This is a genomic window from Streptomyces sp. NPDC031497, assembly GCF_055580905.1.
Window position 1 is genome coordinate 73,621 of sequence record NZ_JBVIKO010000010.1, and the last position, 12,966, is coordinate 86,586.

Sequence of the window (12,966 nt, forward strand, 5' to 3'; positions counted from 1 at the left end):
CGGCGGATCAGCCCAGCAGGCTCGGGTGCAGCTCGGGCGGCCCGCCCAGCGTGTAGCGCTCGGACCGGGGCCGGGAGCCGTCGATGTCGGTGACCCCGAGCAGCGCACCCAGCTCGGCTCCGATCAGTGCCCTGCCGGAGAGGGCCATCAGTTCGCCGGAGGAGTACAGGGCCGCGATCACGCGGCCCGCGAACTGGGGTGAATCCCGCTTCTCGGCCGGCCGGTCCCGCTGGGGCAGGGAGTCCAGGTAGGCGCGGGCGCGCTCGGTGTCGACATGCCCCATCCACAGGGAGACCGCCGCGACGTGGTGGGGTCGCAACTCCTTGGCCATGTCGGCCGCCAGCTTGTCGGCGCCCGCCTTCTGCGCCCCGTACGCGGGACTGTGGTGGTAGGACACGGCACCGTAGTGACCGGTGTTGACGATGAGACCGCGGCCGTTCGCGATCAGCAGCGGTGCCGCGTGGTAGCTCGCCACGTAGTGCGAGCGCAGTCCGACCGTCAGCAGGTCCGCTGCCTCCAGGGGCCTCTCCCAGAACCCGACCGACGCCGGAGTCCCGACGACTTTGGCGGCGTTGTTGACGAGGATGTCCAGCCGCCCGTGGTCGCGCCGGACGGTGTCGAAGAGGTCCGCCACCGCCTGGTCGTCCCCGTGGTCGACGACCACCGGGATCCCGGTACCGCCTGCCTTGTCGACCAGGGCCGCGGTCTCCGCGACGGTGCCTCCGTACGGCGAATCGGAGGCCGACCGGCTGCGGCCGGTCACGTAGACGGTCGCCCCCTGGCCGCCCAGTGCCTCCGCGATACCCCGGCCGGCGCCCCGGCTCGCTCCGGTGACGACGGCCACGACCGTCCTGCTGTCCGGTGATGCCATGGTGCTTCTCCCCTTGCTGGGCGCGTGTGACCACAGGCGTGGAACACATAAACGGACACTGCGTCCGCTTACGTTTCCGACGATATGGACACCGTGTCCGGTTGTCAAATAGGATGATCCCCATGAGCACTCCGCCCCTTGACGCCAGGCCGCTGCGAGCGGACGCCCGCCGAAACTACGAGGCACTGGTCGCCGCGGGGCAGAAGGTCTTCAGCCGTGACGGCGCGGACGCCCCCATGGACGACGTCGCCAAGGAAGCCGGAGTGGGACGCGGCACGCTGTACCGGCACTTCCCCAGCAGGGAGCACCTCTTCGTCGCGATCATGAAGGACCGCCTCGACCTCCTGGACGCACAGGCCCGTGAACTGGTCGACGCGCCCGATGTGTGGCAGGCGGTGGCGCAGTGGCTGCGCCTGTACGACCGGAGCGCTGCCGAGCACGGCGGGATGAGCATGCGCGTCGGGGCCTGTCTGACCGACGACCGGTCCCCGATGGCCGCGGTCGGTGCCCCGATGAAAGCGAGCTTCGCCCGCCTGTGGGCCCGCGCGCAGACAGCGGGCGCGGTGCGGGCCGACGTCGCGGCGGACGAGGTCCTCGCCCTGATCTCCGCACTTCCCAGGCACCCGGAGCAGGACGTCTCCGCGGACGTCTATCTCGACGTCGTCCTCCGGGGCCTGCGCCCGTAGGGGGCACGGGACTGGCGGATCCACAGATCAGCCCATTCGGTCCCGGCCGTTCGTTTCTGTCTCAGGCAGCCAATCGCTGTCGGCGGGGCATAAACGATTGGTATCCCCGTCTGGGTGGGCGGTCGTTGCCCGGTCGGCGTGGTGCTTGTCGTCGAATTCGATGGGGCTGAGGTGGCCGAGCCGTTTCTGGATGCGGTGGGATTGGGCTGCGTACTCAAAGAGCGCGAGGTTCGTCTCGGCCCGGGTGGTGAAGAGGCGGCCGCGGACGCACTCGGTCGGCGTTGGCTTCGATAACCCGGGCTGCGTGTTGGCTTCAATCAATCAGGCCCTGTGTGGTTATATCGTGACAGCGAAGGTGATGGCAGCCGGCCCATTGTCATCGGCTATTTGGCGGAACCTGCGCAAGGTCGTATCCGCGCTGGTCGCGCGCCGGTCCTCATTCGACGGCACGATCACCTGGTCCTCCCCGTTTATTTCAGCCCCTGAGTCCCTCCGACGCGCATGAGTGGCAGAAGGTATCACGGTCATTCGAGCAGGTCAGGCCTCGATGCCGGGTGATGGCGGACATCTACTCCACAGTAGGGAATACGTCTCGTGAAAGACAGCAACGAAAATGAGCGTGCGGGGCGGTCGCGCGGGAACTTGAGCAGGCGACACCTTCTTCAGGGGACAGCGGGCACTTTCGGTGCCGCTCTGGCGTCCGTGGGCATCTATGAGATGATCGACACCATTGTCGAACCGCCGCACCGGCCCACTGCCAGCGACAGTCCACCCAGCCAGGAACAATATATCCTGCAGGGCGAGAAAGTGGTCAATGTCAATGGCTCGGGCGTGCAGAGCAGCGACGGCAAGATTGCGGTCCGGGTGCCGGCCCTGCACGATCATGTCATTACCGCGAAGCTGAATGTGTCGGCGAACGCCAAGGCGTTGCAGGAGGCGCAGCACCACCTCGAGTCCGTCCTCCTGGACCTGGAACACCAGTTTCCGCCCACTCCCGCAGGAGTGGGCGCCACGGTGGCCTGGGGGCTTCCCTACTTCCACCACTACATCCCGACCCTGGGCAAGACGTCGGATTTCTTCAAGGCGGGAACATCGTATCCGGCGTATCTGCCGGTCGATTTGCAGACCTCCAAGAAGGAGGGGCACACGGTATATGCGCTCCAGGAGGCCAGGACGTTCCCCAGCGACCAGCCCCCGCCAGGATTCGGGCCGGTCCGCTTGGAACAGAACGACGTGGCCGTGCTACTCCGCAGCGACTCGCTCGCCAATATCAAGGCAGCCAGCGACGCCCTCTTCGGGGCCGGAAGCAACCGAGCGGGCAGCCTGTTCAAGGTGACGAGTATCCGCCAGGGGTTCTCCGGGGGCGGTTTCTACGGGCAACAGGGCCTGCCGAGCAAGCTGGCGCTGGCTGCCGATATTCCCGGTGCGAAGTCGATTCCTCGAGCGGCACAGGGCTTCCTCGGCTTCGCCACCACCCTGAATTCGAATATGGGACCTGGTGTCATCGCCAATCTGGAAACCCTGCCCGGCCTCACCGATCAGTGGCCCAATGGTTACTTCAAACAGGGCACCACCATGCATCTCTCGCACCTGTTTCAAGATCTGGTGACCTGGTACGAAAAGAACTTCCCGCAGTACACGGATCGCGTCCAGGCAATGCTCCATCCCGGCCTCTCGCCCGCGCCCGCGCCGGGTACGCTTGCCCTCCAACCGCCAGGTCAAAGTGAGGCCCAGGTGGCGCAGGGGGTTGAGCGGTACCACGGGTACGGCCATACCGGGAGCATGTCGGAGCTGGACAGCACCACATCGCCGGAGACCAGTAACTACGGAAAAGCCTATCCCTCAGGGACGACCATTCCCGTGCGCGGCGATTTCGATACGCTGGACAATCCATTCCACTACACATCCGATCCGACGGCAGACCACTACAGCAAGAAGCCGGCCGCCGGGTTGCACTTCATTCAGTTCCAGCCGACGACGGAAATCTTCAATATCGTTCGGCTCTCGATGGACGGCCACTATCCCGACAGGACACTCCCTGTCGATCCGCGCAGCCCCCACGCCGGCATCAACTCGGTCCTGCACACGACCCACCGGCAGAACTATCTGGTTCCACCACGTCGCCATCGCTCCTTCCCACTCGCCGAGTTCCTTGCCTGACACGAGCCGCGCGCCGCGCCTTGAGAGTTCGGCGGAGACAGCCGCGCGACCTCTGCCGGCGCCGTGCCTGATCCCGCGCCCGGCCGGTTCGGCTGGGATCACCGGTCGGAGTCGGCCAGCAGGCCGATCAGATAGACCGTGATCGAACGCTCGAGCGTCGCAGCGAAGGGCGTAGGGAGGAATACGAGACTCGGGTCGCCGGCGTAGGCGGCACGAACGGCCTCCGCCGGATGGCTGTGCGTCCACAACGCTCCGACGAGAACGATCGTCATGCCGGCTGCTTCGGCGGCCTCCCGGTCGCCGAGCTCGGGCAGGATCTCCCGCAGCATGCCGGCCAGACCGGCAAGGCCGTCGTGGGCCCCCCGCTTGTACTTCGCGGCCACCTCGGCGGAGACGTTGTGCTCCAGGATGCCGGCCTGGGCGCTGAGCAGTTCGCAGAGCATCTTCCGGGACGCGAACGACGCGGCCAGACCTGATGCCACCGACTCGGCTCTCGTGATCGCGGAACTCGTCCGGTCGACGCAGGCGGGCAGCTGATCGACCACCTCTGTCAGGAAATCGCGGGTCAGGCTCTCCAGGAGGTCCAGCAGGACCGCCTCTCGCGACTCGAAGTACCGCATGACGTTGGACTTCGCCAGTCCCACGCGGCGGCTGAGCTCATTGAGGCTCACGGCTGAGACCGGCATCTCGCTGAGCATGGTCGCCGCCGTCTCCAGGATGCTCCGGCGGCGTACTTCGCGCTGCTCCTCGTTTCTGGCCCGCTGGAACGTGTTCATGCCGACATATTACAGACCTCCGGTCCCTTGTGTAGAGACCGGGGGTCTCTTATGCTCGAAGAGCCCGCCGGTCTGTTAGGTCGGGTCGGTTCGAAGAATCCGACACCGACTCCGAAGAGAGGGAAAGACCATGACCGAATCCACCGCCCCTCGGCCCAAGGCCCTGATCGTCCTGTCGTCGGCACGTCTGCTTCCGCTGAGTGAGCCCGCTGGCCACCCCGGGATACCGACCGGGTTCTTCCTCGTCGAACTCGCCGCCGTGATGGCGGAGTTCGAGAGCGCATACGACTTCATCCTGGCCACGCCGGACGGCCAACTGCCGCAGCTCGACGTCAACGGACTCGCTCTCAACTTCCACGGGGGCGGAAACCTCGGTCTCGCCACCGCCCGTACCACCATGCAGAGCGGAGTCGAGCGGTTCGGCCCCGAGAAGCTGCGCGAGAAGAATCCGGACCTCCTCAAGCGCCGTGAGACCGAACTCGCCCTCGCCCACCGGCTTCTCGGACGCATCCCGGTCTCCGAGCCGCTTCCCAAGACCGACGCGGAGGCCATCTCCGTCCGAGGCGATGTCGTCGCCGGCTTCGAGGCGTTGCCGCAGCGCGAGTACCTGTCCATCCAGCAGCTGATCGAACGGCACCGCGATCCCGCCTCCGGATTCTCGCTGGCAGACCTGGCCTTCGTGCACATGCCCGGCGGACACGCCCCGATGGTCGACTTCCACGACAACCCGTGGATGGGGGAGTTGCTCCACACACTGCGCGAGGTCGACGTCCCGATATCCCTCATCTGCCATGCCCCGGTGGCCCTGACCTCGGCGCGCTACCGGGTCGACGGCGACGGGAAGGTCACGACCGATCCCGACCACGCCTTCAAGGGGGCACGGATCACCACCGTGCCCAAGTACGGCGAAAGGGCGATGCTCGGGTTCCAGTACCCCAAGGTGCCCGGCGAACGCACGCGCCTGACCTACTACGTCGACGTGGCGCTCAAGGAAGCCGGTTACGACGTCAACCTCGCCCTCAACCCCTCGGCCGTCAAGGTGATCTGGGACGCCGACCACTCCCTGCTGACCGGCAACGGACCCCAAGCCGCGGACGAGCAGGCCGCCCGGCTGGCCGAGATCGTGCGCGGCCGGGCACGCGACTCCTTGTCACGCACGCGCTAGTTGGACCCGGCCGTCACGTCGAGAGTGGAGAGGAGAAACCGATGCGCACAAGGAAGCGCATCCACGGACGTCGGGCGACGGCGGTCGCCCTCGCAGGAGTCGCCACCGCAGGCTCCGTCGGACTTCCCGCGGCGGCCAACGCCGCGAGCGGCCACGCGCACACCGTTCCGCAACGGCCACGAGGTGCGGCTCAGCGGCAAGGGCATCACGCGGATCTCCCCCAAGGATGAGGCGGGACGGGGGGAGCGGGGCGTACACCTCGGAGCAGAACGCGAAGCCCGACCAGTTCAGCGCGTGCGCCGACCAGCTCGATGTGCGGATACCGAACGCGTCACTGTCCGGCCCGCTCGACGCCCTGCACGGCATGCACCGCGTCGTCTCGGTCGATCCGCCCGCCCCGCAGGCCACCCGCTTCGAGACCAGCCCCACGACCGGCCGGCGCCACGCCGGTGAGTGGTCCGTCACGATCCCCGGCCTGAACACCGAACCCGTCGTGACCGCCAGGCCCGTGCTCCAGGAAATTCAGGCCAACCAGCCGTTCGCGCCAGGAATCAACGAGGCCGACTCATCGGTGCGCGGCACCTACCAGGAGCGACCGGTCACGGGTGACGCCTACGTCCCCGGCCGGCCTGATCCCGAGGACACCCCCAGCGGTGTCCTCGGGACCGGCTTGCCGTCAGGCGCCCTGCACGGCCGACGGCTTCTCTCCCGCCTTCTCTCCCGCCGCCCGGAGCGTGGGCTGCCGCCGGGGGGCGCGCAGCAGGACCACCGCGACCAGGGCGGCCAGCAGGGTGAGGCTCCCCGCCGTGATCAGGCACAGGCGCATCCCGTCCAGGAAGGAGTCGCCGAGTGCCCCCATCGCCTGCCCGGTCTGTGCTCCCAGGTCCAGCGAGGCGACGGCGCCCAGACCGTCCGACTGCGCGGCCGAGACGATACGCTCCTGCGTCCCGCCGGTGACCCCCGCGTCGGTGAGGTGGCCGGGCAGCGCGTCGAGCGCCCGGGTGGTGAGCAGCGCGCCCAGCACGGCCGGGCCGAGGGCACCGCCGACCTGCCGGAACGCGTTGTTGCCCGCGGCGGCCATGCCGGCCAGGTGGTGCGGCACGGAGGCCACCGCGGTGGCCGTCATGGGGGTCATGACGAAGCCCATGCCCAGGCCCAGCAGGGCGAGCCGCCAGGCGGCCGAGGCGAAGGAGGTGTCCGCGGCCAGCCCGGTCAGCGCGAACTGGGCGGCGGCGACCAGCAGCAGACCGCCGGTGATCATCCAGCGGGCGGAGACCCGGTGCATCAGCCGCCCGGCCGGACCGCCGACCAGCAGGGCCGCCCCGGTGACCATCAGCAGCCGCCAGCAGGCCTCCAGGGTGTCCAGCCGCTGCACCATGCCGAAGTAGAGACTGAGGACGAAGAAGAACCCGATCAGCGCCAGGAAGCTGATCGTCGCGACCAGGGTGGTGGCGGTGAAGGCGGGGCTGCGGAACAGGCTCAGGTCCAGCATCGGGCTGTCGCTGCGCCGTTCCGCCAGGACGAAGGCGACACCGGCGGCCACGGCCGTGAACAGCGCCACCATCACCTTGGCGTCGGTGAACGAGCCGGCGCCGCCCTCGATCACGCCGTAGACCAGCGCGGTGATCGCGAGCGTGGCGGTGAGCTGGCCGGGCCAGTCCAGCCGGCGGCCGTGCGGAGCCCGGGAGTCGGTCAGCTGCCGGGCCGCGACGAGGACGGAGAGCAGCGCGACCGGGACGGCCGGCAGATAGATCCAGCGCCAGGAGAAGTGCGCGACCACCACACCGGCGATCACCGGACCGACCGCCAGGGCCGCCATCAGGCAGGTGGCCCATATGCCGATGTACTTGCCGCGCTCCCGGTGGTCCGGCACCACATGGCTGATCAGCGCCAGCGTGGTCGGCAGCAGCGCGGCCGCGCCGACACCGGCCAGGGCCTGCCCGGCCCAGACGACCTCGATGGAGTGCGCGCACAGGGCGGTGACCGCGCCCGCCGCCGAGAAGAGCAGGCCGGCCTGGAACACCTTCTTGCGCCCGTGCACGTCCCCGAAGACGCCGGCGGTCAGGATGAACGCGGCCATCGGCAGCACGAACGCGTCCTGCACCCACGACAGTTGGGCCGTCGACGCGTTCAGCGCCCCCTGCAGGGCCGGCAGGCTCACGGCGACGGTGGTGACAGGAAGATAGGCGACGAAGACGCCCAGGCAGGCCATGACGATCGTGGCCGTCCGTCGTTCGACCGGCGCGCTCGCCGGTGTCGTGACGTTCACGGAGATACTCCTTCGCGGCGCACCGCACCGCGGTCGAGGCCCCGGCGAACCCGGCGGCCTGTGTCGTACGGACTTCCGGTGGGAAACCCGCCGCCACAGCATCCGGTCCCGCTCGCGCAACCACCAACCAACCGCCCCTCCAGCAGAAGAATCCTCCATACTGTTCCAGTGTCGTGGCACACTTTCACCATGCTCGACGACGTGGACAGAAAGATCCTCCGTGCTCTGCAGTGCGCGCCCCGGCTGCCCTTCCGCCGGATCGGCGAGGTGGCGGGCGTCTCCGAGCAGACCGCCGCCCGCCGCTACCAGGCGCTGCGCCGCAGCGGCGCGCTCCGGGTGGTGGGACTGGTCAACCGGCGGGTGTACGGCGCCGCGGAGTGGGTCGCCCGCATCCGGTGCCGTCCCGACCGGGTCGCCCCGCTCGCCGAGGCTCTCGCCCGCCGCCCCGACATCTCCTGGGCCCATCTGGCCTCGGGCGGCTCGGAGATCATCTGCGTCATCCACGCGCCGCTCGACATGCCCCGCGAGGACGTGCTGCTCCGGCAACTGCCGAGGTCCGCCTCGGTCCTGGACGTCAGCATCGACCTGATCATCCACAACTACGACGCGCCCGGCACCGCCGGCTGGACCGGCTACGGCGACAACCTCGACCCCGAGCAGATCCGGCGGCTGACCTCGGAGCGGCCGCCGCTCGCCCCCGGGCCCCCGCTCCCGCCCGCCGACGAGGACGCCCCGCTGCTGGAGGCCCTGGCCCAGGACGGCCGCACCACCCACACCCGGCTCGCCGAGCTCACCGGCTGGTCCCTGTCGCGGGTGGCCCGGCGGCTGGAGTCGCTGGAGAGCTCCGGCACCCTCGAGTACGAGGTCGAACTGCTCCCGGAGCGGCTGGGCCACTGGCTGCACGCCGTCCTGTGGCTACGGGTGGCCCCCGCCCACCTGGAGCGGGTCGGTGCGGAGGCCGCCCGGCACGACGAGGTCCCCTTCGTCGGGGCCATCAGCGGGGAGCACAACCTGATGGTCACCGTCATCGCCCGCGATCCCGAGGACTTCTACCGCTTTCTCACCACCCGGATCGCCGCGACCCCGGGCATCGACGGCTATGGCGTCAGCATCAGCGTCCACCACCTGAAGAAGGCGGCCTCCCTCATCTCCCGGGGCCGGCTGGTGCCCGCGTCCTCCGTCTAGACGGAGTCCCCGGAGACCACGGAATCTCCGGAGGCCACGGAGTCCCCGGAGACCACGGCGGACACGGGAAGCCGCCGGACCCCGTGCATCAGCAGGCCAGGCGCCCACTCCAGATCGGCCTCGGGCACGGCCAGGGCGAGACTCTCGACGCGCTGGACGAACACGGTGATCGCGACCTCGGCCTCCATCCGCGCCAGCGGAGCGCCCAGGCAGTGGTGGACGCCGTGCCCGAAGGCGAGATGGCCGCCGGCCGGACGCCCGAGGCGGAAGGAGTCCGGCTCCTCGAACCGGGCCGGGTCCCGGTTCGCCGCCGCCAGGGAGACCAGCAGCATGTCCCCGCGCCGCACCGGCACCTCCCCGACCCGCATGTCCTCCGTGGCGAACCGTTCGGTGGCGGTCACCACCGGTCCGTCCAGGCGGAGGAACTCCTCCGTCGCCGCGGGGATCAGACCGGGATCGGCGCGCAGGGTCCGCAGGAGGTCCGGCTGCCGGGCCAGGCCGAGCAGTACGGTGCTGATCAGGTTCGCGGTCGTCTCGTACCCGGCGATCAGGAGCAGGAAGGCCATGCCGATCAGCTCCGGGTCGGTGAGCCGGTCCTCGTCGGTGTCGACGGCCAGCGCGCTCAGCAGATCAGGTCCGGGCTCGGCCCGCTTGCCCGCGATCAGCTCCGCCAGGTACCCGCTCAGCCATACGTAGGCCTCCTCCCGGTCCGAACCGGCGACCGGGGCCACGACCTGCTCGGAGGCCCAGCCGAACCGGTCCCGGTCCGTCAGCGGCACGCCGAGCAGTTCGCAGATCACGGAGATGGGGACGCGGGCGGCGAAGCCGTCCACCAACTCCGGTGTCTCCTGGGCCAGTACGGCCTCCGCCGCCCGGGAAGCGATCTCCCGGGTCCGCGGCCGCAGGGCCTCGACGCGCTGCGGTGTGAAGGCGCGCGCCACCACCTTGCGCAGCCGGGTGTGCTCGGGCGGGTCCACGGTCAGCATGTAGTCGACCCCGACCTCGTCCCGTACCCCGCTCATCAGCCAGCCGGGCTCCAGGCCGGCGCGCTCGCTCCGCTTGGAGACCCGCGGATCGGTGAGCACTTGGCGCGCCGCGTCGTACCCGGTGACGAGCAACTGCGGTGGAGCGCCGTCCGGTTCGCAGCGGTGTGCGGACGCGGAGTCCGTCAGCGTCCGCAGTACCGCATGCGGGTCCGCCTGGAACGCGGGCCCCTCCAGGGCGGCTCGCAGCGGGCCGCCCGGGGTGTGTGTGGTCATGACTTCTCCCGCCCGAACAAATTGCTTTCGTCGGCAAGCATTATGTTCAAGCGGGAGCGTGTCAAGGACAGTTGGGAATGACTGGCGGTCAGAAACTGGCCCTCGTCCCGCCGTCGACCGTCACCATGGCCCCCGTGACATAGGAAGCGGCGGGCGACAGCAGGAAGGCGGCGGTGCGGCCGAACTCCTCCGGAGTGCCGAGACGGCGCAGCGGGATGCCCGCAGCGGTTCTGTCGGCGTCGCCGGTGATCGACTGGAGTTCGAGGGCGCGGTCGGTCCCGATATGGGCCGGGACCAGGCCGAGCACACGGACGCCCCGGGGGCCGAGCTCGCCCGCGAGGGTCTTCGCGTAACCGGCCAGCGCGGGGCGCAGTGCGTTGGAGGTGGCGAGGCCGGGGATCGGTTCGTACACCGAGGTGGACAGGACGAAACCGATCACCCCGCCCTCGCCGAGCCGCGCGGCGACGGCCCGCGACAGCCGCACCGCGCCCAGGAATCCCGACTCGAAGGCCGTACGCCACTGGTCGTCGTCGATGGCGTCCGTGGTGCCCGTCGGCGGGCCGCCGACGCTGATGAGCACGCCGTCCAGCCCCTTAAACGCCCCGAGCGCCGAGTCGATCAGCCGGTCCGGGGTCCCGGGGTCGGCGTTGTCGGCGACGACACCGACGGCCTGCCCGGGGCCGCCGAGCTCCGCCTCCGCCGCGGCCAGCGAGTGCGTGCTGCGCCCGCTGACCACCACCTTCGCGCCGCCGGCCGTCAGTTCACGGGCGGCGGCCAGACCGAGGCCGCGGGTGCCGCCCGTGACGATGTAGACGCGGTCCTTGAGTCCGAGATCCATCACTGCTCCCGTTACAGCATTGCCTTCTGGGGCTGGGTGGCCACCACGATGACCGTGGTGGTGTCCGCGGCGAGCGCCGCCTTGAACTCGCGTTGCAGGTCCTCGGCCGTGTCGACGTCGACCGAGCGGCAGCCGAAGCCGCCGGCCACCGCGGCGATGTCGAGCCCGGGCAGGTCGAGCCCGGGGACGCCCGGGGTCTCCTCCAGCACGGCGAACGACTTGAGGATGGAGTACTCCTGGTTGCGCATCACGACGTAGACGATGGGCAGCCGGTGCTGGGCCGCCGTCCAGACGGACTGCACCGAGTACTGGAAGGAACCGTCGCCGATCAGTGCGACGACCGGCCGGGACACGCCCCGCTGCCGGTCGGCCAGGGCGACGCCGACGGCCGCCGGTGCACCCCAGCCGATGCCGCCGCTGGCCGTGGCGAAGAAGGAACCGGTCCGGGTGGTGGGCAGCCACTCGATCTGCTGGGCCATGGTGGACGTCGACTCGTTGACGATGACCGCGTCCGCGGGCTTGACGCCGCTCAGCGCGGCATAGACCTCCGGCGGGGTCAGTGGGCTGTTCGGTGCCTCCGGGAGCACCCGGGGACGCTCCATCGGCTGCGGAGTGGTCCGGGCGGTGCCCTCCTCGACCGCGCCCAGGAGCTGCTCGATCGCCGCCCTGGGGTCGCCCAGCAGGCTGTCGCCCACGCGCGCGGCCGCGGCGACGTCGGGGTTGCCGGTGATCTGGAGGAGCTCGGTGCCGTCCGGCAGGTAGGAGCCCGGGACGTAGGGGTAGTACCGGAACACCTCGGCGCCGATCACGACGACCAGGTCGTGTCCTTCCAGCCGGTCGCTGATGGTCTTCACCGACATGCCGAGCGGCCCGCCGAAGAGGGGGTGGTCCTCGGGGAAGGAGGCACGGTCGAGCAGCGGGGAGCCGTAGACGGTCGCGCGCAGTTTCTCCGCGAGGGCGACAGCCACGTCCCAGCCGCCGGCGCGGTCCACCTCCGGTCCGAAGACCAGTGCGGGACGGCTGCTGGCGGAGATGCGGTCGGCGAAGGCACGGAGCCGGTCCGGGTCGGGCAGCATCCGGTCACTGAAGGTCCGCATTCGAGTGAAGCCGGACAGCGGCTGATTCCAGTCGTTCATCGGGATGGACAGGTAGACCGGCCCGGCGGGCGGCTGCAGCGCCGTGGCGTAGGCCCGCAGGAACGCCTCCGGGACGTCCTCGGCACGGGCGGGTTCGTACGCCCACTTCACCCACGGCTTGGGCAGCGTGGTGGCCTCGCGGTTGCCCAGATAGGGCTCGCCGATCAGCAGTTCCCGGTGCTGCTGCCCCGAGGTGACGATCAGCGGGGTGTTGCCGTGGTAGGCGGCCACCAGGTTGCCGATGGCGTTGCCCAGCCCGGCCGAGGAGTGCACGTTGACCAGTGCGGGTCGGCCGGTCACCTGGGCGAAGCTGTCGGCCATGGCGATGACGGAGGCCTCCTGCAGGGCCAGTACGTAGGTGAAGTCCTCGGGGAACTCCTGCAGGAACGTCTGCTCGGTCGACCCCGGATTGCCGAAGACGGTGGTCAGTTCGAGAGAACGCAGCAGATCGTAGGTCACGGTTCGGACAGTGGCTTGTTGGGTCATGGCAACCTGCCAGCTTTCGTGCCGGGTCCGGTGGGGGGGATGATCCACCTCATCCTGACCCAGCCATGGGCGCCTCGCATTCCGTCCGATGACTGACGCGCCTGCTGATACGACGACTGTGTGCCGCCCACGGAC

General features: G+C 69.7%; 11 protein-coding genes. 4 read left to right on the top strand and 7 right to left on the bottom strand.

Going from position 1 to position 12,966, the window contains the following annotated elements; genetic code table 11:
* Positions 1 to 7: 7 nt before the first annotated feature.
* Entirely contained in the window at positions 8 to 871 is an 864-nt protein-coding gene (locus tag ACZ5K7_RS22035; RefSeq protein WP_351698428.1) for an SDR family NAD(P)-dependent oxidoreductase, read from the bottom strand.
* A gap of 122 nt (positions 872 to 993) precedes the next feature.
* On the opposite strand from ACZ5K7_RS22035, the gene ACZ5K7_RS22040 reads away from it, so the two are divergent.
* Positions 994 to 1,557, top strand: coding sequence for a TetR/AcrR family transcriptional regulator (locus tag ACZ5K7_RS22040; protein WP_351698430.1), 564 nt, complete (start codon positions 994 to 996; stop codon positions 1,555 to 1,557).
* 27 nt (positions 1,558 to 1,584) lie between these two features.
* On the opposite strand, the gene ACZ5K7_RS22045 is transcribed toward ACZ5K7_RS22040, so the two are convergent.
* The gene (locus ACZ5K7_RS22045) at positions 1,585 to 1,878 is read right to left on the bottom strand and encodes an IS3 family transposase (protein ID WP_468915450.1); all 294 of its coding nucleotides are present in this window, start codon (positions 1,876 to 1,878) and stop codon (positions 1,585 to 1,587) included.
* 381 nt (positions 1,879 to 2,259) lie between these two features.
* Between ACZ5K7_RS22045 and ACZ5K7_RS22050 the strand changes: the two genes are divergently transcribed.
* Positions 2,260 to 3,717: a DUF7405 family protein gene (locus tag ACZ5K7_RS22050; RefSeq protein WP_351698434.1), complete on the top strand. Its 1,458-nt coding sequence runs from the start codon at positions 2,260 to 2,262 to the stop codon at positions 3,715 to 3,717.
* Positions 3,718 to 3,815: 98 nt separating this feature from the next.
* On the opposite strand, the gene ACZ5K7_RS22055 is transcribed toward ACZ5K7_RS22050, so the two are convergent.
* Positions 3,816 to 4,493: a TetR/AcrR family transcriptional regulator gene (locus ACZ5K7_RS22055; protein ID WP_468915452.1), complete on the bottom strand. Its 678-nt coding sequence runs from the start codon at positions 4,491 to 4,493 to the stop codon at positions 3,816 to 3,818.
* A 130-nt stretch (positions 4,494 to 4,623) separates the two neighbouring features.
* Between ACZ5K7_RS22055 and ACZ5K7_RS22060 the strand changes: the two genes are divergently transcribed.
* Positions 4,624 to 5,658: a type 1 glutamine amidotransferase family protein gene (locus ACZ5K7_RS22060; RefSeq protein ID WP_468915454.1), complete on the top strand. Its 1,035-nt coding sequence runs from the start codon at positions 4,624 to 4,626 to the stop codon at positions 5,656 to 5,658.
* Between the two features lie 676 nt (positions 5,659 to 6,334).
* On the opposite strand, the gene ACZ5K7_RS22065 is transcribed toward ACZ5K7_RS22060, so the two are convergent.
* Positions 6,335 to 7,927, bottom strand: a complete 1,593-nt coding sequence (locus ACZ5K7_RS22065) for an MFS transporter (RefSeq protein ID WP_468915456.1) — start codon at positions 7,925 to 7,927, stop codon at positions 6,335 to 6,337.
* Between the two features lie 189 nt (positions 7,928 to 8,116).
* On the opposite strand from ACZ5K7_RS22065, the gene ACZ5K7_RS22070 reads away from it, so the two are divergent.
* Positions 8,117 to 9,112, top strand: a complete 996-nt coding sequence (locus ACZ5K7_RS22070) for an Lrp/AsnC family transcriptional regulator (protein WP_351698442.1) — start codon at positions 8,117 to 8,119, stop codon at positions 9,110 to 9,112.
* Here the strand turns inward: ACZ5K7_RS22070 and ACZ5K7_RS22075 are convergent.
* The 3 genes from ACZ5K7_RS22075 to mdlC all read right to left on the bottom strand — a co-directional run bounded on the left by ACZ5K7_RS22075 (position 9,109) and on the right by mdlC (position 12,804).
* Positions 9,109 to 10,371: a cytochrome P450 family protein gene (locus ACZ5K7_RS22075; protein WP_468915458.1), complete on the bottom strand. Its 1,263-nt coding sequence runs from the start codon at positions 10,369 to 10,371 to the stop codon at positions 9,109 to 9,111. The genes ACZ5K7_RS22070 and ACZ5K7_RS22075 overlap by 4 nt on opposite strands.
* Before the next feature lie 88 nt (positions 10,372 to 10,459).
* On the bottom strand, positions 10,460 to 11,209 hold the full coding sequence (locus ACZ5K7_RS22080) for an SDR family NAD(P)-dependent oxidoreductase (RefSeq protein ID WP_351698446.1): 750 nt from the start codon (positions 11,207 to 11,209) through the stop codon (positions 10,460 to 10,462).
* Between the two features lie 11 nt (positions 11,210 to 11,220).
* On the bottom strand, positions 11,221 to 12,804 hold the full coding sequence (gene mdlC, locus ACZ5K7_RS22085; protein WP_468915460.1) for a benzoylformate decarboxylase: 1,584 nt from the start codon (positions 12,802 to 12,804) through the stop codon (positions 11,221 to 11,223).
* Between the last annotated feature and the right edge of the window lie 162 nt (positions 12,805 to 12,966).

What these genes read in the sequence shown, in the direction of transcription:
- ACZ5K7_RS22070 (WP_351698442.1), top strand. Translation starts at nt 8,117, where the DNA reads ATGCTCGACGACGTGGACAGAAAGATCCTCCGTGCTCTGCAGTGCGCG.
- ACZ5K7_RS22060 (WP_468915454.1), top strand. Translation starts at nt 4,624, where the DNA reads ATGACCGAATCCACCGCCCCTCGGCCCAAGGCCCTGATCGTCCTGTCG.
- ACZ5K7_RS22040 (WP_351698430.1), top strand. Translation starts at nt 994, where the DNA reads ATGAGCACTCCGCCCCTTGACGCCAGGCCGCTGCGAGCGGACGCCCGC.
- ACZ5K7_RS22080 (WP_351698446.1), bottom strand. Translation starts at nt 11,209, where the DNA reads ATGGATCTCGGACTCAAGGACCGCGTCTACATCGTCACGGGCGGCACC.
- ACZ5K7_RS22035 (WP_351698428.1), bottom strand. Translation starts at nt 871, where the DNA reads ATGGCATCACCGGACAGCAGGACGGTCGTGGCCGTCGTCACCGGAGCG.
- ACZ5K7_RS22055 (WP_468915452.1), bottom strand. Translation starts at nt 4,493, where the DNA reads ATGAACACGTTCCAGCGGGCCAGAAACGAGGAGCAGCGCGAAGTACGC.
- ACZ5K7_RS22075 (WP_468915458.1), bottom strand. Translation starts at nt 10,371, where the DNA reads ATGACCACACACACCCCGGGCGGCCCGCTGCGAGCCGCCCTGGAGGGG.